Annotated in this window: 20 protein-coding genes; 3 read left to right on the top strand and 17 right to left on the bottom strand. The window is 71.0% G+C overall.

Annotated elements, in window-relative coordinates:
• Positions 1-9 precede the first annotated feature (9 nt).
• Positions 10-789, bottom strand: coding sequence for a hypothetical protein (locus FVE89_RS06245; protein ID WP_160533176.1), 780 nt, complete (start codon positions 787-789; stop codon positions 10-12).
• A 143-nt stretch (positions 790-932) separates the two neighbouring features.
• Between FVE89_RS06245 and FVE89_RS06240 the strand changes: the two genes are divergently transcribed.
• Positions 933-1,979: a saccharopine dehydrogenase NADP-binding domain-containing protein gene (locus tag FVE89_RS06240; RefSeq protein WP_160533175.1), complete on the top strand. Its 1,047-nt coding sequence runs from the start codon at positions 933-935 to the stop codon at positions 1,977-1,979.
• Between the two features lie 3 nt (positions 1,980-1,982).
• Here FVE89_RS06240 and FVE89_RS06235 read toward each other — a convergent pair whose 3' ends face one another.
• The 4 genes from FVE89_RS06235 to FVE89_RS06220 form a co-directional block, all read right to left on the bottom strand.
• Positions 1,983-3,506: an altronate dehydratase family protein gene (locus tag FVE89_RS06235; RefSeq protein ID WP_160533174.1), complete on the bottom strand. Its 1,524-nt coding sequence runs from the start codon at positions 3,504-3,506 to the stop codon at positions 1,983-1,985.
• Positions 3,507-3,535: 29 nt separating this feature from the next.
• Positions 3,536-4,846, bottom strand: a complete 1,311-nt coding sequence (locus tag FVE89_RS06230) for an MFS transporter (RefSeq protein WP_160533173.1) — start codon at positions 4,844-4,846, stop codon at positions 3,536-3,538.
• Positions 4,847-4,942: 96 nt separating this feature from the next.
• A complete protein-coding gene (locus tag FVE89_RS06225; protein ID WP_160533172.1) occupies positions 4,943-6,013 on the bottom strand; it encodes a malate/lactate/ureidoglycolate dehydrogenase in 1,071 nt (356 codons plus the stop codon).
• A gap of 102 nt (positions 6,014-6,115) precedes the next feature.
• A complete protein-coding gene (locus FVE89_RS06220; protein WP_160533171.1) occupies positions 6,116-6,835 on the bottom strand; it encodes a DUF1194 domain-containing protein in 720 nt (239 codons plus the stop codon).
• A 242-nt stretch (positions 6,836-7,077) separates the two neighbouring features.
• Between FVE89_RS06220 and FVE89_RS06215 the strand changes: the two genes are divergently transcribed.
• Positions 7,078-7,299: a hypothetical protein gene (locus tag FVE89_RS06215; RefSeq protein ID WP_160533170.1), complete on the top strand. Its 222-nt coding sequence runs from the start codon at positions 7,078-7,080 to the stop codon at positions 7,297-7,299.
• Positions 7,300-7,328: 29 nt separating this feature from the next.
• Here the strand turns inward: FVE89_RS06215 and FVE89_RS06210 are convergent, their stop codons facing one another.
• From FVE89_RS06210 to FVE89_RS06160, 11 genes are all read right to left on the bottom strand, one after another.
• The gene (locus FVE89_RS06210; RefSeq protein ID WP_160533169.1) at positions 7,329-8,096 is read right to left on the bottom strand and encodes a DUF1223 domain-containing protein; all 768 of its coding nucleotides are present in this window, start codon (positions 8,094-8,096) and stop codon (positions 7,329-7,331) included.
• A gap of 7 nt (positions 8,097-8,103) precedes the next feature.
• Positions 8,104-9,120: a lipid A biosynthesis lauroyl acyltransferase gene (locus FVE89_RS06205; protein ID WP_160533168.1), complete on the bottom strand. Its 1,017-nt coding sequence runs from the start codon at positions 9,118-9,120 to the stop codon at positions 8,104-8,106.
• Between the two features lie 82 nt (positions 9,121-9,202).
• Positions 9,203-10,228 carry a zinc-binding dehydrogenase gene (locus FVE89_RS06200; protein ID WP_160533167.1) on the bottom strand — a complete coding sequence of 342 codons (1,026 nt, stop codon included), beginning with the start codon at positions 10,226-10,228 and terminating at the stop codon, positions 9,203-9,205.
• A gap of 88 nt (positions 10,229-10,316) precedes the next feature.
• Positions 10,317-10,619: a type II toxin-antitoxin system PemK/MazF family toxin gene (locus FVE89_RS06195; RefSeq protein ID WP_160533166.1), complete on the bottom strand. Its 303-nt coding sequence runs from the start codon at positions 10,617-10,619 to the stop codon at positions 10,317-10,319.
• Positions 10,606-10,959, bottom strand: coding sequence for a hypothetical protein (locus tag FVE89_RS06190; RefSeq protein WP_160533165.1), 354 nt, complete (start codon positions 10,957-10,959; stop codon positions 10,606-10,608). The genes FVE89_RS06195 and FVE89_RS06190 overlap by 14 nt, the downstream gene beginning before the upstream one ends.
• Before the next feature lie 99 nt (positions 10,960-11,058).
• Positions 11,059-11,346 (bottom strand): SH3 domain-containing protein, encoded by a 288-nt coding sequence (locus FVE89_RS06185; RefSeq protein ID WP_160533164.1) that lies wholly within the window; start codon positions 11,344-11,346, stop codon positions 11,059-11,061.
• A 30-nt stretch (positions 11,347-11,376) separates the two neighbouring features.
• Positions 11,377-12,144: an SDR family NAD(P)-dependent oxidoreductase gene (locus FVE89_RS06180; RefSeq protein ID WP_160533163.1), complete on the bottom strand. Its 768-nt coding sequence runs from the start codon at positions 12,142-12,144 to the stop codon at positions 11,377-11,379.
• Complete coding sequence (locus FVE89_RS06175) at positions 12,141-13,424, bottom strand: beta-ketoacyl-ACP synthase (RefSeq protein ID WP_160533162.1); 1,284 nt, start codon at positions 13,422-13,424, stop codon at positions 12,141-12,143. The genes FVE89_RS06180 and FVE89_RS06175 overlap by 4 nt, the downstream gene beginning before the upstream one ends.
• A 60-nt stretch (positions 13,425-13,484) precedes the next feature.
• Entirely contained in the window at positions 13,485-14,768 is a 1,284-nt protein-coding gene (locus FVE89_RS06170; protein WP_246730517.1) for a Zn-dependent hydrolase, read from the bottom strand.
• 98 nt (positions 14,769-14,866) lie between these two features.
• Complete coding sequence (locus FVE89_RS06165; RefSeq protein WP_160533161.1) at positions 14,867-15,325, bottom strand: tellurite resistance TerB family protein; 459 nt, start codon at positions 15,323-15,325, stop codon at positions 14,867-14,869.
• Between the two features lie 594 nt (positions 15,326-15,919).
• Entirely contained in the window at positions 15,920-17,434 is a 1,515-nt protein-coding gene (locus FVE89_RS06160; protein WP_160533160.1) for a CYTH and CHAD domain-containing protein, read from the bottom strand.
• Between the two features lie 362 nt (positions 17,435-17,796).
• Here FVE89_RS06160 and selB point away from each other — a divergent pair, with 362 nt between their 5' ends.
• The gene (selB, locus tag FVE89_RS06155) at positions 17,797-19,737 is read left to right on the top strand and encodes a selenocysteine-specific translation elongation factor (protein WP_160533159.1); all 1,941 of its coding nucleotides are present in this window, start codon (positions 17,797-17,799) and stop codon (positions 19,735-19,737) included.
• Here the strand turns inward: selB and FVE89_RS06150 are convergent.
• A partial coding sequence (locus FVE89_RS06150) for an integrase core domain-containing protein (RefSeq protein ID WP_160533158.1) occupies positions 19,734-20,185 on the bottom strand: 452 nt, incomplete at its 5' end. The genes selB and FVE89_RS06150 overlap by 4 nt on opposite strands.

Genomic DNA, 20,185 nt, shown 5'->3' with positions numbered 1-20,185 from the left:
CCGAACCCGTCACGGCGCGGCATGCGCGGCGTCGATCGCGTCGGTCAGGACGGGCTGGGCACCCTCGCGGCGCAGCACCGCGTTCGGGATCACGACCGTGTCGGCGCAGGCCTGCGCGTAGTGGGGCAGATCGAACTGGACCGCGAGGCCGCCCGCCTTGGCGTCGAGCCACGCCATCATGGCCGGCGGGTCGCCGAGCGGGGTTTCCTGCACCACCGCCCGGCAATCGTTGTCGTCCCCGTCGCGCTTCGCCTTGCTGTCCTTCGGACGGTAGCGGTCGAGATAGAGCGCGTGCAGCCGCTTGGAGGCCAGCGTCACCATCTTGGTCCCGTCCAGGCCTTCCACCAGGGCGACCTTGCCGGTCAGCGTCGGCGGCAGCAGCGTGGCCCAATCGACCGGTGCGCCGGTCGTCAGATCGTACACGATCGCCATCAGGCCGGTGCTCGGATGCGCGCCGCCGCAGAACATGTCGTCGGCGATCTCGACGCTCAGGAAGCGGGGCCCGTGCATCGGCGTGCGGATCGTCCGCGTCCAGGAACTGTGCGCCCCACCGTCGGCCTGACAGGACCGGGCCGCCTTGCGGACGTTGCCGTCGAAGCGCCGGAGTGCGGTATTGATCCGGCGCTCCGCATCGTCGGCCGGCGCCGCGATCTGAGGCATCGCGGCGAGGCCGGGCTTCAGCTCGGGCTGCGCCGCCACGGTGACCAGCCGATCGGCCGCCCCTGTCGGGCCGGTGAGCAATGCCAGTAGGGCGCCGGCGCTGAGCGTGAGTCGAAGGGACCGGTTCATCGTCATGTGGCTCCTGGGCGAACCGTATCGCGACCGGGGATGTTGGCCGCCCTGCCGCGCCCCGGGTCAGGCACCGATGCGGTGAATCCGGGCGGGGCGCGGCGCGCTTTCACACACGCAAGCACGATGGCAGAATCCCGGCCATGGGCACGATCCTCATCTACGGCGCCACCGGCTACACCGGCACGCTGCTCGCCGAACACGCGCGCGCGCAGGGGCTGCGGCCGATCCTGGCCGGGCGCGATCCGGAAAAGTTGCGCCCGCTCGCCGAACGGCTCGGCTTCGAATCGCGCGCCGCGCGCCTCGACGTGCCGGACGCCCTCCGGGCCGCGCTCGCCGGGGTCACGGTGGTGATCCACGCCGCCGGCCCGTTCTCGAAGACGGCCCGGCCGATGGCCGAGGCGTGCCTCGCCGCGGGGGCGCATTACGTCGACATCACGGGCGAGATCTCGGTGCTGGAGGCGCTCGCCGCCCGCGACGCGGAGGCGAAGGCGGCCGGCATCGTCCTCCTTCCGGCCGCGGGCTTCGACGTGGTGCCGAGCGACTGTCTCGCGGCCCATGTGGCGCGGCGGCTTCCCGGCGCGACGCATCTGCGGATCTCGATCGGCGGCTTCGGCGGCTTCAGCCGGGGCACGGCCCGCACCATGGTCGAGGGCATCGCCTGGGGCACGCGGGTCCGCCGGGACGGCCGGATCGTCGAGCTGCCGAGTCCGCCCCGCGGCAGCGCCGATTTCGGCCGCGGTCCGCGCCGGACGGTGGGTCTCGGCTGGGGCGACGTGTCGAGCGCGTGGTACTCGACGCACGTCCCCAACATCGACGTGTATTTCGAGGCCTTCCCCGCCATGGCGGCCGCCGCCGGCCTGCCGGCCGGGATCCGGCGGATCATCGCGGGCGGGACCGCGCAGCGGCTGATCAATCGCGGCATCGACCGGCTCCCCGCCGGGCCCTCCGAATCCGCGCGCAAGACGGCGCGCAGTACCTTCCTGGCCGAGGCCTGGGACAATGCGGGGCATCGGGCGGCCAGTCGCATGGAGACGCCCGAAGGCTACACCCTGACCGCGTTGACCGCCCTGGAAGTCACCCGCCGCCTCGCCGCCAACGCGGTGCCGGCGGGCTTCCACACGCCGGCAACCGCCTTCGGCCCCGATTTCATCCTGGATTTTCCGGGCGTGGTGCGGACAGACCTCTAATCCTCACACCGTCGCGCCGATCTGCCAGGGCGCGAATTCCGACGATCCGAAATCGAACTGCTCGCTCTTCGTCCGCTCGCCGCCCGCGACCTTCAGGATCAGCTCAAAAATCCGCCGCCCGGCCTGCTCGACACTCTCCTCACCGTCGAGGATCGTGCCGCAATTGACGTCCATGTCCTCCTCGAGCCGCCGGTACATGGCCGAATTGGTGGCGATCTTGATCGAGGGCGCCGGCTTGCAGCCGAACACGCTGCCGCGGCCGGTGGTGAAGCACACGAGATTCGCCCCGCCCGCCACCTGCCCGGTCGCCGAGACCGGATCGTAGCCGGGCGTGTCCATGAACACGAAGCCCTTGGCGGTGACCGGATCGGCGTAGCGCAGCACGTCGACGAGGTTGGTGCTCCCGGCCTTGGCCATGGCGCCCAGCGACTTTTCCAGGATCGTGGTCAGGCCGCCGGCCTTGTTGCCGGGCGACGGGTTAGCGTCGATCTCCGAGCCTTCCTTGCGGGTGTAGTCCTCCCACCAGCGCATCAGGTCCACGAGCTTCTGGCCGACCTCCGGGCTGACGGCGCGCCGGGTGAACAGGTGCTCGGCGCCGTAGGTCTCGGTGGTCTCCGACAGGATCACGGTGCCGCCGTTCTGGACCACGAGGTCGCTGGCGATGCCGAGCGCCGGATTGGCCGAGACGCCGGAATAGCCGTCCGACCCGCCGCATTGCAGGGCGACGATCAGCTCGCTCGCCGGCACCGGCTCGCGATGGACGACGTTGGCCTCGTCCAGAATGCCCTTCACGAAGGCGATGCCCGCCTCCACGGTCTTGCGGGTGCCGCCAAGCGACTGGATGTTCATGCTGCGGATCCGGTCGCCGAGCCCCTGCTCCTCCAGGAAGGCGCCGATCTGGTTCACCTCGCAGCCGAGCCCGATCATCACGATGTGCGAGAAGTTGACGTGTCGGGCATAGCCCGCGAGCGTGCGGCGCAGGAGCCGCAGCGGCTCGCCCATCGCCATGCCGCATCCGGTCTTGTGGGTGAGCGCCACCACGCCATCGACGTTCGGATAGGCGGCCAGCGGATCGAGCCCGAGGATCGGGTGGCGCCGGAACGCGTCGGCGATCAGGTCGGCGACGTGCGCGCTGCAATTCACCGAGGTGAGGATGCCGACATAGTTGCGGGTCGCGACCCGCCCGTCCGGGCGGCGGATGCCCTGGAAGGTCGCAGGCGGCGTGACGAGCCGGGTCGGCTTCGCATCGACCCCGAACGCGTAGTCGCGCGCGAACTCGCCCATCCCGAGATTGTGGACGTGGACGTGCCGCCCGGGGGCGATGTCCGCCTTGGCGAAGCCGATGATCTGGCCGTACTTGGTCACCGCCTCGCCGCTGCGGTGCGGGCGCACCGCGACCTTGTGACCGGCCGGGATCCGCTCGGCGGCGGTGACGCCGTCGGCGACCGGCGTGCCGGGCTCGATGGCGCCGCGGGCGACGACGACGCCGTCGTCCGGCCGCAGGGTGATGACGGGATAGGCGGACATGGGTCTCTCCTGGCGATGCGTCGTGGCGCTCATCGGGCCGCCTCGGGCCGCAGCGCCGGGGCGCGGGCCTCCCGGACCGGCAGCGGCGCGATCTCGCCGACCACGAACAGGTAGATGAAGGCGCCGAGCAGGCAGAACCCGCCGGCCACGATCAGCGGGATGACGAACGAGCCCTGCGTGACGGTCAGCATCACGCCGGTGAAGGTCGTGGTCACGATGCCGGCGACGTTCGAGGCGAAGTTCTGGATGCCGCCGATCGAGGCCACGTGGGCCGGCGTCGGCGCCACGTCCCCGGGCAGCGCCCAGATCGAGGCCGCCGTGAAGGCGAGGCTGCCATAGGCCACCGCGAAGCACAGCAAAGCCACGTAGACGTTCGGCGCGATGATCGAGAGCGTGATCACCGAGGACATCAGCATGCCGCCGACGAGGCAGGTCTTGCGGGCGGCGGTGAGGCTCCAGCCCCGGCGGTAGAGCGCGTCGGAGGCGAAGCCGCCGAGCCAGCCCGCGGGGATCGAAGCCAAAGCCGGCAGGCTGCCAAGGGTGCCGAGTTCCGCAAGCGAGAAGCCCCGCGCCTTCACGAGGTAGGTCGGGAACCACGTGATGAAGAAGTAGATCACGAAGTTCAGGCAGAAGAACCCGGCCATCATCCCCCAGACCGTCCGGTAGCGGAACAGCGACAGCCACGGCACCTGTTCCTGAGCCGCGGCGGCATCGACGGATTTCGGCCGGTCCTGCGCGGCGCGCAGCCGCGCGAGGTCTTCGGCCGAGACGGCGGGGTGGTTCTCGGGCTCGCGGTAGAGCCACATCCAGAACACGGCCCAGACGAAGCCGAGCACCCCGGTGACGATGAAGGATTCGCGCCAGCCGAGCGTCGCGATCACCCAGGAGACCAGCGGGATCGCGAGCGCCGAGCCGACCCGCGAGCCGCTGTCGAAGACGCTGCTGGCAAAGCTCCGCTCGCTGCGCGGGAACCACGAGGCCGCGACCTTGGCGAAGGACGGGTAGGCTCCGGCCTCGCCGACGCCGAGCAGCATGCGCAGGCCGAGCAGCGACAGGAACCCCCGTCCCGCGGCGGTCAGCGCCGTGCAGGCCGACCACCAGACCACCGCCACGACCAGCGAGAGCCGCGCGCCGACCCGGTCGGCCACGTAGCCGAAGGGCAATTGCATGATCGCGTAGGTCCAGAAGAACCCCGACAGGATCAGGCCCATATCGGTGGCGTTGAGCCCCAGTTCCTTCGACATGGACGGGGCGGCAACCGCGAGATTGGCGCGATCGATGTAGTTGATCGCGTTGGCGGCCATGCAGAGGCCGATCATGAGCCAGCGTAGGCGAGGCATCGTGTTCCTCCCGAAACGTGGGGATGGCGTCCCCGCTTGGCGCGGCGCCCCCATTCTGGCCGGGGGTCGCCGCAAAGACCGTCGTCCGCCGCCGGGTCAGGCGCGGTAGGCGTCCCCGTCGAGCCCGTGCGGCCGACCGGCGGCGCGCAGCGTGTCCCAGACCGGTTCGGGCAGCGGTACGCCCTCCGCGAGGCGCTGGGCCCGCATCCGGCGCTCCGGCTCGCCGGGCAGCAGCACCTCGGCGCCGGGCATCGGGCGGGCGCTCTTGAAGAAATCGAGATAGGTCCGCGCCTCCGACGCCAGCACGTCCTCGGTGCCGAGGGCGGCGGGCGTCACGTAGATCGAGAGCATGCCGTTGCAGATCCGGCGCTTGCCCGGCCCCGCCGTGCCCGATCCGGTGAGCGCGCCGGCGAGCAGCTCGCACATCAGCGCCAACCCCGAGCCCTTGTGCTCGCCGAAGGCCCGGATCGCGCCCGCACCGCGCTGGTTGTCGCGCGCGTCGCCGTCGAGCGGGCCGAACAGGGTCGCCGGATCCGCGCTGAGGCGTCCGTCAGGCTCGATCAGCGCGCCCTCCGGCAGCGGCTTGCCGCCCCGGGAGGCGACCAGCACCTTGCCCTCGGCCACCAACGATGTGGCGAAATCCAGGATGATCGGGTCGGCACCCGGCACCGGGAAGCCGGCCGAGAACGGCGCGGTCGAGAACCGCCGCTCGACGGAGCCGAAGGGTGCCACCAGAAGGCTCCCCGCCACGTTGACGAAATGGACCGAGACCAGCCCGGCGGCGGCGGCGCGCTCGGACCATTCGCCGATCCGGCCGAGATGCCCGGCATGCCGGAGCGCGACGATCGCGACGCCGTTCGCCCGCGCCTTGGCGATCCCCAGATCGACCGCGAAGGGGCCGGCGGTCTGGCCGAACCCGTACTGGGCATCCAACAGGGCGAAGCACGGCGCATCGGTGACGATCTCGGGTGTCCGGCCCGCCTCGACCTCGCCGGTGCGCAACCACTCGACGTAGCGGGACACCCGGACGACGCCGTGGCTGTCATGTCCCGTCAGGTTGGCCGCCACCAGGAAGCGGCCGATCCGCTCGGCCTCCGCCTCGGCGCAGCCCTCGCGCACGAAGATGTCCCGCACATAGGCGGACAGCCCGTCGGCCGAGATCCGCATTCTGGTTCCTCCCTGGCCGCGCCTTAACCAGCGCGTGCGGGATGAACGTAGCGCCGTCGACCGTGCTGCGCGAGCGCTGCGGGTGACGCGATCCGCGGCCCGTCACGAAATCTCGCGGATCAACTTGGCGATGATGGCGCGGCCGAACGCCTCGAAACTCTCGGCGCTCATCACGAACGCCCCCTCCCCGCCGATGACGTGATCCCGATAATAGGCCGCGAGGCCGCCGGGCGGGTTGGTGTGCTCCCTCAGGAAGCTCGGCATGCCCTCCGGATCGGTGAGGACCACGATGCCGTTGACGGTGATGCCGGCCGAGACGGCGGCGTCCCGGGCGTCGGGGGTGGAGCGGCCGGCATTGCCGGTGCCGTCACCCGAGATGTCGATCACCTTCCGCTCGGTCCGGAACGGCGCCCGCGCCAGGAGGTCGGCCGCGAAGCCCAGGGCGGAGCCGATCGCGGTCCGGCCGTAGAACGGGCGCGGCACCGCGGCGAGCCGCGCCGCGAAGACCGCCGCATCCTGCGCGGAACCGATGATCATCCAGTCGACCGCAACGCGCTGCTCCCCGGGCCCGGCCCAGTCGAACAGGGCGACGCCGATCCGTCCGGCCGGCCCGTCACCAATGGCGCGCAGGACGCGGGGATCGGCGAAGGCCTCGGCATAGCCGCGCCGTTCGAGATCGAAACGCGCCTCGCTGATGCTGAGGGACACATCCACGGCGAGCACCAAGAGGACATCGACGTCCGGCTGATCGGCCGCCCCGGCGCGTCGTCCCGCGAGCGAAAGGGCCGCGAGCAGGCCGGACAGGAGGTGGCGTCGCCGCATGGTCGACACTCGATCAGGAATGCAGCGCGTGAGCGCCGCCGCAACCCGTGCAACGGACGCGCTACCCCGCAGGTTCGCGGTGCCGGCACAGCCTCAATGCCGCCCGGGCGGCGCGAGCCGGATTGGTTCCGTGCGAGGCCTTCGGCGCGGCGCCGCTTTTGGTCCCATGCTGCGGGCCACCGACGACGCTATCTCGCCTCCGCGACGGTGCGCCCCGCGCCGCAACCCCGAGACCTCTTCCCATGCATCTCGTCCACCGGATCCTGCGCCTCATCGAAAGCGTACTCGTCGCGGCCGTGATCGGCACCGTCGCGCTCGTCAGCCGCGTCATCGACGCGACGATCGGCCTCGTCGGCCGCCTGTCGGATCGGCTCGATGCCAAGCTCGCGGGACTCGCCCGTGAATCGAGGGAGCGGCACCGGCGGGACGGGCGTCGGCAGATCGATCCGATCAGCCTGAAATGAGGCTTCCCGGTCCGGGAGCCTCGGGCCGCCTAGAGCCCCGGCCCCTTCGCGGCGCCGAAGATGCGGCCGGGCCGGTTTTCCGCGCCGCCCTGGAGCAGCACCACCCAGCTATCCGCGTCGGCGACATCGGCCTCCGTGTCGGGCACGTCGAGGGTGAGGGCCTGCCCGTTCCAATGGCCGAGGTGCTGCAGCCCCCGCACCACGTTGACGTAGGTCGCGGTGCGTCCGCCATTCTCGCCGGACTGGATCGCGATCGCCCGGCGGCGCAGCACGGGAACCAGCCAGACCTCGCCGTGCAGCTCCGCCTTGGCGTCCGGTGCGGCCCCGATTTCGATCCAGATCCGGTCCCCGCGCGCCTCGCTGCGCACGGAAACCGGCAATCCGCCGCGCTGGCCCCCATCGCGCATCAGCCGCTCCAGGGAGGCCCTGTCGGATCCCACCGCCACGCCGCTGCCATCCACCACCGCCTGTGGCGTGAAGACCTGACGGCCGCCGCGCCCCCGGGCATAACCGCGCTGGCGCTCGGTGAGCGGACGCGACGCCAGGGTGTCTTTCCAGCCAAGATAATCCCAGTAGGTCACCGGCAGGGTCAGGGCGATCACCCCGGGCTGCCGGGACAGGTCGCGCAGGACAGGTTCGGCCGAACGGCAGGCGCCGCAGCCCTGGCTGGTGAACAGCTCCACGACCGCGCGAACCGGCTCGGCCCGCGCCGCCGAGGCAGCCGCGGCGGTGCCGAGCAGCACGGCCGCGCCAAGCGCGCGGCGGTCGCGAATCCAGGCGCGGTGCCGAGGCGTCATCGCACCATCAGAGCGTCTGGTCCGCCGTCTGTGAAATCACGTTGGCTTGAGACGGATGTACTGGTGTCGCGGATGCGGCCGGTGCCGTTCGGGCCCTCGGCAACATGTCCGGGCGCCAGCGCCGGTGCATCCACAGCCACTGCCCGGGATTCTCGCGCACCCAGCCCTCGACGACGGCGGTCATCGCCTGCATGGCGCGCGGCACGTCGATGGTCCCATCCGAGGCCCGTGGCAGATCGAGCGGCGGCGTCAGTTCGAGCTTGAAGCGACCCTCCGGAAGCCGGACGACCCGGACGCCGTGGACCGGACACGCATAGTGCCGGGCGAGCTTGGCGAGGAGCGGATTGGCGAGGCAGGGCCGGCCGAGGAACTGCACCACGACGCCGCGGGTGAAGTGCTGGTCGATCAGCTGGCCGAGATGGCCGCCGTTCTCCACCACGTCCCGCATGGCGAAGACCGCGCCCGGCGTCGAGGCCGCCAGCCCGCCCATGGACCGGCGGCGGACCTCCTGCACGAGGCGGGCGGCCGCCGGGTTGTTGGGCGGCCGGAACACCGCCGTCGCGTCGAGGCCGAACCGGGCTGCGCAGATCGCCGGCAATTCCCAGTTGGCGAGGTGCGCGGAGAAGATCAGGCCCGGCTCGCCGTCGTCGCGCAGGGCGAAGAAATGCTCGATGCCCGCGACCTCGGTCCGCAGCGGCCCTGTCGCCGCCGGATCGTAATCGAACAGGCTGTCGAGATGGGCGTATTCGGCCCCCACACGGCCGAGATTGTCCCAGGCCTCCAGGGCGATCCGCCGGCGCTCCGCCTCCGGCAGATCCGGGAAGGCCGCCTGCAGATTCGCCAGGGCGGTGCGGTGGGCCGGCAGGAGCGGCCCGATCCGGCGCAGCATCCCGGCCCCGAAGCCGGTCGCGCGCTCCGGCCCGAGGAGCCGGGCCAGCCAGACCAGGGCGCGGATCAGCGGGATCATGGCGTAGCCCGCAAGGCGCGGCCAGGACCGTTTCAGAACGAGGGCGAGACGCAGCACTGTTATATCCCGGGCAGATCCGGGCCGCCCCACGCACCCGTACGGCCCCGTTTACGCGATGTTCGCCGCAGCGCGAAACGCACTACAGGCTGACGAGGATCTTGCCGAAGACCTTTCGCGATTCCAGGCGCTCCAGCCCCTGGGCGAAGTCGGCGAGCGGGTAGACGGTATCCACCACCGGTCGGATACCGGATGCCATCTTGTCGAGCGACTGGCGGATATTGGCAAGCGAGCAGCCGAACGAGCCGGTGATTCGGTATTGCTGCTGGAACAGCTGCATCAGGTTCATGGTCGCCGAGACGCCCGAGGTCGAGCCGCAGGTGACCAGCCGCCCACCCCGCTTGAGGCAGAGCAGCGAGCCGTTCCACGTGTCGGCGCCGACATGCTCGAACACCACATCGACACCCTTGCGCTTGGTCAGCCGCCGGACCTCGCCCTCGAACCGCTCGGTCCGGTAATTGATCACGTGGTCGGCGCCGAGCTCGGCGGCCCTGCGGCCTTTCTCGTCGTCGCCGACCGTCGTGTAGACGGTGCAGCCGATCGCCTTGGCCATGCGGATCGCCGCGGTGCCGATCCCCGACCCGCCGGCATGGACGAGCACGCTCTCCCCGGGCTCGAGCCGGGCGTTGTCGAACAGCATGTGCTGGACGGTGCCGAAGGCGATGCCGGCGCAGGCGGCATCCGTGTCGCTCACCCCGTCCGGCACCTTCACGACGAGGCGGGACGGCAGCGTCACCAACTCCCGAGCGAAGCCATCGAGGTGAAAGCCCATCACGCCGGACACGTCCTCGCAGAGGTTGTCCCGGCCCTCGCGGCAGGCGCGGCATTGGCCGCAGGTCATCGCCCCGTAGGGCACGACCCGGTCGCCGGGGACGAGATCCGCGACGCCCTCCCCCACGGCCTCGATCGCACCCGCCGCCTCCGCGCCGACCACGAGGGGCAGCCTGCGCTTGGCGAAGGCCATGCCGCGAAAGCCCCAGACGTCGATGAAGTTGAGGCCGACGGCGCGGATGCGGATCCGCACCTCGCCCGGACCGGGGGTGGGCGCAGGCTCGATCTCGGTCAGGCGCAGGTCGCGGTCGCCGAAGAGCTGGAGGGCTTGTACCATCATCGTCTTTCCATCGTCGGCGCCCCCCGATCCGGCGGCACCGCGATCTCCATCAGGCGTGCAGGATTGCTGCGAAATGGATCGCGAGTTACGCGCGATCCTCCGCGGCGAGATGTCCGATCCGGCGGCCGATCTGCGTGTTCGGGAGCGTGAACAGCTTGCAGCGAACCACCGACGGATGTCTGAGGCCAGCCGCAGCCAGATCGAGGATCGGGTGGTCGCTCCGCCAGCGGCTGCCGGCGCCCGTGGTAATCATCGCGGTTACGACATGCCCGTTCGCGGTGTTGAAGGCGCCGTTTGAGACCCCCATGACTGGCCGCGGCTTGCGGACCGGTACGTCGATGAACGGAAAGAGCGCCGTCAGAACGTCGAAGCGTTCATAGGCCGTCATAGGCTGCGGCATCGTCCGGGCTGTTCCACTCCGTCAGCGTCGCGCTCAGAGACAGCAGATACGGATCGGGCATCGGCCGCTCAGGCTCGACGGTGATCATCGAACCGCGGCGGGACTGCAAGTCATGCCAGATCTCCGCGTCGACGGGCTCCGGCCGGACGCCGTCGGTCGGATGTCCGGTCGCCGCGTCGACGACCTTGCGAAAGCGTAGGGGTCTGCCCTCGATCCGGAGCACGAGGGGCTGGTCCGACGGCAACGTCCGGATGGCCCGGCCCAGGTCCGGATTGTCCTCGACAGGCCGCGCCCGAAGAACGTCGTCGCGCAGGATCAGGGTCGCCATCGCTGCACCTCCTATCGAGAGCTACGCGCCGTCCTGGCGCGGATCAACAGGGCCTCGCCGATCATCGCGTCCGACGACGCATCCAGCTCAAGTGACGACCTATTCCGGCGCCAGATAGCGCCGCCGCGCCCAGCCCAGGGTCCGGCCGGCCTTGACCCGGCACCACGTCGTGCGGCTCGGCGTGTCGTTGGTGCAGCCGAAGACCAGGGCGCGGACGCGGATCTCGCCGATCTGCTCGGCCGCGGCATCGGGCTCCACGCGGATGCTCAGGGCCTCGCCCGGCGGCAGGCCCGTGACCCGGTAGGCTTCGGGCTCGGCCCACGCCGGCCCGGCGGCGAGCATCGCTGACACGGAGAAGACGGCGGTGAGGGCGGTGCTGGCGCGCATCGGCGGAATCGTCCGGTTCGGCATCGCGGGTCAGGCCCGGTGGACGCCCATCATCGCGGTCAGGCCGCCATCGACCGGCAGCACCGCGCCGGTGATGTAGGACGCTCCCTCGCCCATCAGGAAGGCCGCGAGCGCCGCGACATCTTCGGGCTGCGCGAACCGCCCGGCGGGGATCTGCCGCTCCATCCCGTCCCGATGGGCGGCGTAGCGCGCCATCATGGCCGTGTCGACGAAGCCGGGGGCGATCACGTTGACGGTGACGCCGCGCTTGGCCGCCTCGATCGCCAGCGTGCGGCAATAGGCGATCAGCGCCCCCTTGGTGGCGGCGTAGGCGGCGTTGCCGGCATTGGCCCGCAGGGCCGCGACCGACCCGATCGCCACGATGCGGCCGGACCGCGCCCGGGTCATCGGACGGACCAGCGTCTTGGCGAGGCGGGTCAGCGAGAAGAAGTTGACCTGCATGGCCGCCTCGGCCTGCTCCTGATCGAGCATGGCGGCCAGCGCATCGTAGGACTGGCCGGCATTGTGGGCGAGCCCGTAATAGCCGTTCTCCTCCGCGGCCGCGCAGAAGGCGTCGAGGGCGACCCGGTCGGCGAGGTCGAGGGCATGGGCCGCGAAGCTGCGCTCCGGATGCGCCGCGCCGAGTTCCGCGCGCAGCGCCTCGGCGGCCTCGGCCGACGACCGGTAGGTGAAATCCACCGCGAAGCCCGCGCCCGCCAGGGCCCGGACGATCGCCGCGCCGATCCCGGACGCGCCGCCCGTGACGAGGACGCGGCGGTGGGGTGAGGCCGCGCTCACGCCGGCTCCGCGCCGAGGACGAGGCAGGTGTTCTGGCCGCCGAAGCCGAAGGAGTTCGACAGCACCGTGCGCACCGGCAGGTCGCGGGCCGTCTCGACGATGTCGAGGGCGATCGTCGGATCCGGCACCCGGTGGTTGATGGTCGGCGGGATGCGGCCGTGGCGGATGGTGAGCAGCGACACCGCCGCCTCGATGGCGCCCGCAGCCGTCAGGGTGTGACCGATCATCGACTTGTTGGAGGTCACCGGCAGGGCGGCGGCGCGCTCGCCGAACACCGCCCCGAGACCCAGGGCCTCCATCTTGTCGTTCTCCGGCGTCGAGGTGCCGTGGGCGTTGACCGTGTCGATCCCGTCGGGTTCGAGCCCGGCATCCTCCAGGCTCGCCCGGATCGCCGCGATGATCGGCGCCCCGTCGGGGCTGGAGCGGGTGCGGTGGAAGCCGTCGCCCTTCTCGCCGCAGCCGAGCACGTAGCCGAGGATCTTCGCGCCCCGCGCCCGTGCGGATTCGGCATCCTCCAGCACCAGGGCGGCCGCGCCCTCGCCCATGACGAAGCCGTCCCGGTCCTTCGAGAACGGCTTCGAGGCCGCCTCCGGATCGTCGTTGCGAGTCGAGAGCGCCGAGAGCAGCGAGAAGCGGATCAGCGATTCCGGGTTCACCGAACCGTCCGTGCCGATGCAGAGCGCCGCCGCGGTCTCGCCGCGCCGGATCGCCTCGACGCCGAGCTGGATCGCGGTGGCGCCGGACGAACAGGCGGTGGACAGCGAAATCGGCGAGCCCTTCGTGCCGAACCGGTCGGCGATGCGATCGGCGACGGTGCCGAAGATGAACAGGTCGTGCCAGTCATCGAAGCGGCGCGTCGCGGCGGCCCGCAGAAGCCCGGCGTAATCGACCGGGCCGTCGCCACCGGCGGCCTGCGCCAGGGCCTGCCGCTGCGGCCATTCCATCTCGACCGGCGGCACCGCGATGAACAGGGCGCCGGGAAAATCGCCCGCGGTGCCGATCCCGGCCTGGGCGATCGCCTCCTCGGCCGCAACGGCGGCGAAGCGCTCGGACAGGAGCGGCGCCACCAGGGGCTCTGTGTCGAGGAAATCCACCGTGCCGGCGATGCGCGTGCGCAGGCCCTCGGTCGGGAACCGCGCGATGGCGTGGATGCCCGACCGCCCCTCGGTCATGGCCGCCCAGGTCTCGGTCTGCCCCTGGCCGAGGGAGGAAACGACGCCGAGGCCGGTGACCGCGACGAGCGGTCGGCCCCGGGCGTCGCGGTTGGATTGCGCGCTCATGAGGCGCGCCTTAGCGGATTTTCCGCGGCCTTACACCACCGGACATCGCTGGCCGCGCCGTCATTTCGCGGCGGATCCGTCCGGTCGGGGTGCGTTGGCGAGGCGCAACACGGTCTGCAACAGCACGTCGGCCCCGGCCGCGCAGTCGGCCTGCGTCGCGGATTCCGCCTCGTTGTGGCTGATCCCGTCCTTGCATGGCACGAAGATCATCGCGGCCGGCACCCTGGCGGCGAGGTTGCAGGCATCGTGTCCGGCCCCCGAGATGATCCGGCGCCGGGCATGGCCCAGGCCCTCCGCCGCCGCGTCGATCGCCGCCACGATGGCGGGGTCGAAGGGAACCGGCTCCTTGCGCCAGATCCGGTTGAGCTGGATCGCCAGGCGGCGGCGCCCGGCGATCTCGGCGGCCGCCTCCTGCAGGGCGGCCTCCATGGCGTCGAGGGTGGCCGAGCGCGGATCGCGCACGTCCACCGTGAAGGCGACCCGGCCCGGCACGACGTTGCGGGACGGCGCCAGGATCGCGGCCTCGCCGATCGTGGCCACCGCCGAGGGGGCATGCGCCAGGGCGATGCGCTCGGCCGCCAGCGCGAACTCGGACAAAGCCAGCAGCGCGTCCCGGCGGCGCGGCATCGGCGTGGTGCCGGCATGGCTCTCGAAGCCGGTGATCACCCCGTCGAACCAGAGGATGCCCTGGCCGCCCTCGACCACCCCGATGGTCTTGCCCTCGGCCTCCAGGATCGGCCCCTGCTCGATATGCAGCTCGACGAAGGCGCCGATCTCCCGCGTGCCGACGGCCTCGACCCCGCGATAGCCGATGGCGTCGAGGGCCTCCGCCACCGTGGTGCCGGCGGCGTCGCGTTTGGCCAGGATCTCGTCGGTGGTGAAGTCGCCCGCATAGGCCGCCGAGGCCATCATGGCGGGGGCGAAGCGGGAGCCCTCCTCGTTGGTCCAGTTGACCACCATGAGCGGCGCGTCGGTCTCGATTCCGGCATCGTTGAGGCTGCGCATCACTTCGAGGCCGGCGAGCACGCCGAGCACGCCGTCGAACTTGCCGCCCGTGGGCTGCGTGTCGAGATGCGAGCCGAACGCGATCGGCTTCCGGCTCATGTCCCGGCCCGGGCGCAGGGCGTATTGTGTGCCGAGCGCATCCACCGAGACCTCCAGCCCGGCCGCCGTGCAGGCATCGCGGAACCAGTCGCGCACCCGGCCATCCTCGGCCGAGAGCGTCAGGCGGTTGATCCCGCCGGCCGGCGTGCCGCCGAACGCGGCGGTCTCCAGGATCGTGGACCAGAGTCGTGCCCCGTCCGCACGCAGGTTGTGGGTCTTGCTCAGGTTTGTCTCGGCCATGCCGGTTCCTTCCACGGCGGAGCGCCGTGCCACGTTGACGTCATCGATCCGCCCGCCGTTCTGCGCCGGGCGCGCCGCCTCAGCAACGCCGATGCCAATCAGGCCGGTGGACGCCGCACCGGATTGGCGCGTAGGAGGCCGACTCCGTCGACCCGCAGCGCAGCGGCGATCTCGCCCAGCGCACTCGCCTCAATGTTGCTGATCCCGTCCTGATCGGCGACGTCGGCGGCGATCAGGAAGACGTTCTCGCGCTGGCTCGGAGGTCGTTCGACGATCGCCGCGACATGGCGCAGGTTCTCCGCCCGGCCGAGGCGGGTCCGCGCCCGGGCGATGCCCTCGTAGAGCTCGGTCTCGAGCATCAGGGCATCGTAGCCCTTCATCAGCACGGGATCGGCGCTGAGGCCCTGAAGAGCCGTCTCGAATTCCTGTCCGGCCACCTCGCCGTCGGCCACGATGACGTTGGCCGCCGCCGAGACCGCGGCGAGCATCAGGGCCTTGTCGCCGACATAGGCCGTGACGGTGCGGCCCACTTGGCCGAGGAGATCGCGAAGGCTCATGAAGGCTGTGCCGGGGCCCGGTTGGGTGCGGGAACATGCGAGGGATAGCAGAGGCTGGCGCAGAAGGAAGCCGCTGCGGCGACCCCATTTGCCGCGACCTGATATTGCAACTTCCGCGAATTCCCGGCGCGGCAGACATGCTTCGGCAACATCGCCCTGCGAATATGAACGCATCCGCGCCGACGCGCGGTTGACGGGTTGCGGACCGAGTTCCCCCCAGCAGGATCCGCCGCCGTCGTCACGCCGCCGGTACGATGTTCGGGTGCCCCCCAGGCCCGATCTTCGTGCCGGCGGCGGTCTCCGTCGGCGAACAACATTTCTTTTTCCGACGCCGATGCGTCCGTCTCGTTGGGCAGGGCCTGCTCCGAACGATGTGCCGGCCTGGTCGACGATGCCCGTAGCCTCCTATCGCGGACAGACCGGCTCAGCGCATCTCTTCCCACCTCAGCGCGTCACACGGGCTCGCGGCAGGCCCGCGCCTCACCCTGCCGATGGATGAGCCTGCCGAAACCACAATCTGAGTCGCCGTAGCCCCTTGGGCGGGGAGGCACGGAAACGCAGCCGCGCCCGCTGCCGATCGGCGCGGCGCCCATCTCACCGCCAGAAGGGCTTCACGTCGAGGAGGTCGGACCGGGCATCGGCTGCGGCCTTCAGAAGGTCCCGCGCGCCCGGATCATCCGAGCCGGGCATCGGCGGACCGGCAAGGCTCTCTGTCATCGACCGGGCCGTCTCAAGGTCGTTGAGCGCCCCGAGATGATCCTGAAGGTCCGACAGGGCGTCGCCGAACTTTTCCTGACGGCGCCGCGCCTTCTTCTTGTGGTAGAGGCCCGAGAAGAACTCCGCACCATAGCGCAACTTCTTGGCGGCGATCCGGGCCCGGTGCCGCGTGTGCGGGTCGAGGTGCTTGAGGCCGCGTCCGCGCTTCTTCAGGCGCCCGCGCGCCGCGTCGAGCACCCTTGCGGCCAAGTCGCGTCCCGGTTCGGCGGCGGCCGGCTGCGCGGCCCACGCACCCGTCTCGACCCATCCGGCGAAATCGATGATCAGGCTGCGCCATTGCGGGCTCTGCAGGGTTGCCAGGACCACGTCGTAGGCGCGCTCCCGCTCCGCCTCGGCCCGTTCGCGCAGCCCGTCGAGGCCGGCATCGTCGGGGCGCTCCTTGGCGAGGTCCGGCAGGGTGTGCCCGAGGAACACGTCGAGGTTGCGGGCGTGACCGAAGGGTTCGGTCACCCGCTTGATCTCGTCGGCGAAGCCCACCGCCCGGGGATCGCCCTCCAGCATCGGAGCGAACAGGGACAGGGCCGAGCGCAGCCGGCGGAGGGAGACGCGGATCTGATGCAGGGCTTCGACCGGCTGACCGCCTTCGAGAAACACGGTCTCGTTGAGCCGCAAGTGGCGCAGACAGGCGCGCGCGACCTGGCGGAACACCGTGCCGGCGCTGGCATCGTCCGGCAGATCGATCGCCTCGGCCTTGACGGCGGAGCGTCCGCTCCCGTCGATCAGCGCGTAGCCGATCGCGCTCTTGCTGAGCGCGCTGAGGCGCAGGGGCACCGTCTCGGCCAGGGCCTGCGCCAGCTGGAACAGGTCGGCCGGATTACCCTGCTGAAGCTCAAGTTCGACCTCGCAGAGCGGGGCGTCGCCGGCCGGGCTTTCGACGCGGCCCTCATCGAGCGTCACGAGGATGCGCGACTCCCCCTGAACGACCGGGAATTCCCGACGCATGACCACCGTCGAAAACAGCCGCTGCACCGGCGCATCGGCCTCGCGCAGGACCGCTTCGGCGGCCGTCCCGGCCCAGGCGGCCGGATCGGGAGTCTCACCGGAGATCTCGGTTTCCCACTCGGCCCGATCGAACAGCCCGACATCGCCTGTCCCCGCCTTGACGGTCTGGATGTAGCGTCCGCCCTTGGCACGGACCCGCAGCGTCAGGCCGGCTGCCTGCAGATCGCGCGTCGGCGTGTCGTAATACGTGCTGACCACGTGCGCGCGCTCGGCCTCCGCCGCGCCCGGGAGCAGCGGATGGGCGGCCAGCACCGTCAGATCGGGCCCCGCACAGACGAGCTTCAGCTCGACCTCCCGCGGCTCCTCGGCCTTGCCTCTGCTCTCGCTCATGCGCTCCTCTTCGTGACCGCGCGGCCCCAACGGTGTCGGGCATGCGCCGGGTTGCAGCGAACTGTCGCGGCCGGTCCTGCCGACCACCCTGTTCTTCGACGTCAATCTAGCAAAAACAAACATTTCATGGGGAGGTTTGGCCAAGCTTGCGCCAGGGCTCTGCGTGTCGGGCATGTTGCGCTGCGTGAAAATCGCGCTTTCCCAAATCGCAAACGCATGGCAAAACAAGTTGTCCACAATCCATCTGCCGCGCACGCTCCGGCCCCGACCGTCCGGCGGCCCTCGGCTCGACGACGAGCCGGTGCGGCGGGATTCCCGATGAGTCGCGAGGTGCGCGCTGCTGGGACGGCAGCGCCGCGGAGATGGTCTGGTCGGTGATCACGTTGAAGACACTACTTGTGGGCGTCATCGGGCATGTGGATCACGGCAAGACGGCTCTGGTCCGCGCCCTCACCGGGATCGAGACCGACAGGCTGAAGGAGGAGCAGGCCCGCGGCGTCTCGATCGTGCCGGGTTTCGCGCTCCTGGCGACCGAAGAGGGTGAGATCGATCTCGTCGATCTGCCCGGCCACGAGCGGTTCGTGCGCGCCATGGTATCGGGCGCCACCGGCATGCGGGCCGTCCTGCTGGCGGTGGATGCGCATGAGGGCATCAAGCCGCAGACCGTCGAGCACCTCGAGATCGCGCGGCTGATCGGCGTGCGCCGCGGCGTCCTGGCGCTCACGAAGTCCGATCTCGCCAGCCCCGAGGCGATCGCCGCGCGTTCGGCCGAAATCGCGTCCGCAGCGGCCCGGGCCGGGCTTGAGGCGGGTCCGGTGATCGCGACCTCGACGGTGACGGGTGCGGGCCTGTCCGCACTCAAGGCGGCGCTGGCCGGGCTGCTGACCGAAGCCGAAGACGGCCTCGACGACGGCTTCCCCTACCTGCCTGTGGATCGGGTCTTCTCCCGGGCCGGCTTCGGAACGGTCGTGACCGGAACCCTGCGGCGCGGGTCGCTCATGGTCGGCGACCCGGTCGAGATCGTGCCGGGCGGCCGGAGCGCGGTGGTGCGCGGCCTTCAGATCCACGGCCGTCCGGTGGAGCGGGCCGAGCCGGGACGACGCACGGCGGTCGCGCTGCGCGGCATCGGACTCGACGAGATCGCCCGGGGACAGGCTCTCGCGCCGGCGGGGCTGCTCGTGCCGAGCACGTGGCTCGATGTGTCGATCACGGCCGCCGCCAGTGCGGAGGCGCCCCTGGCGAGCGGCACCACCTGCCGCCTGCTCTTCGGGACCACCGAGGTCGAAGCCCGGCTGCGCCTGCTCGATCGCGATGCCCTGGAGCCGGGTGCCAGCACGCAGGCGCAGGTGCATCTCGCGCAGCCCGTCGCCGTGCCGGCGCGGGAACCCTATGTTCTGCGGCTGGATTCGCCGGCCGCCACCGTCGCGGGTGGGCGCATCCTCGATCCGGAGAGCCGTCGCCGACGCCGCAAAGATCCGCGGGTCATGGCCGATCTCGCCGCGCTCGCGTCGGGGAAGCCGGATCAGGCGCTCGCCGTGCGCCTCGGGCAGGCCGGCGCGACCGGCGCCTCCCTGGCGGAACTCGCCCGGCTCGCCGGCATCGCACCGGATCGCGCCCGGCAGACGCTGATCGCGTCCGGCGCGCGCGAGGTCGGCGACCGCTTCATCGGCGCCGCGGCCTTCGCGGCTTTGCAGACCGGAATCCTGGCGGCCCTCGCACAGCATCACCGCGACAACCCGATGGAGCACGGCATTGCCCTGGAACGCCTGTCGCGTTCGCTGGCGCTTCCGGACATGCTCGTCGGGACGGCGCTGCGCGTCCTCGCGGCAACGGGTTCGGTAAGCCAAGCCGGCACCCTGTGGCGGCGCGCCGATTTCGACCCTGCCCGCAACGAAAGCGAGGCCGCCCGCCGCCTGGAACAGATCTTCCGGCGCGCCGGCCTGAATCCGCCGGACGAGAGCGAGGCCGTCGGCCGGGATGTGCGGCGGCGGGAGGCCCTGACCTATCTCGTCGGCGCCGGGACGGTGATCCGGGCGATCGACCGGGTTCAGCGCCGCGCCGTCCTGTTCCACCGGGAGGCGGTGGCGAGCGCCCGGACGCGCCTCACCGAGGCCTTCCCCAACGCGGCGACGCCGGAGACCGGCTTCCTCGCCCGAGAGGCGGGCGCGACGCTGGGCATTTCGCGCAAGTTCTCGATCCCCCTCCTCGAACATCTCGACGCCACCGGCTTCACCCGGCGCGCCGGGGACCGCCGGATCATCGTCGCCCTCGAATCGGATCGGGGCAGCGCGAAATCGGGCTAGGGCTGTGCCCGATCGCGTTGCAATCGAGCGCGGCTCCAGGACATTGTCTCAACGCGCTCCCTTGTGTCGTTTCCAAGGAGGTTGTCCTTGGTGAGCCTGCTTGTTGGCGGTTGTCCACCGAGTGCGGAGTGGGGTCTGCGGCTATTGTAGTCGCACAGCCACGGGGTCATGGCGGCGGTGCGTTCCTGGGAGGAGGCGTACGGGGTGGCATAGAGCCATTCGCGCAAGGTGGTCTGGATGAAGCGTTCGGCTTTGCCGTTGGTGCGGGGCGTGTAGGGGCGGGTGCGCTTGTGGGTGATCGCCCTGGCCGCGAGGGCGTCGCGGAACAGGTGGCTTTTGTAAGCCGAGCCGTTGTCGGTCATGACCCGCTCGACGGTGACGCCGAGGCTTTCAAACCAAGCCAACGCCCGCTCCAGGAAGGCGGTGGCGCTTTCCTTCCGCTCGTTAG

This window comes from Methylobacterium sp. 2A (assembly GCF_009806555.1).
Taxonomy (GTDB): Bacteria; Pseudomonadota; Alphaproteobacteria; order Rhizobiales; family Beijerinckiaceae; genus Methylobacterium.
Note: the sequence above shows the minus strand (reverse complement) of the source record. Positions and strands in the feature narration are given on the sequence as shown.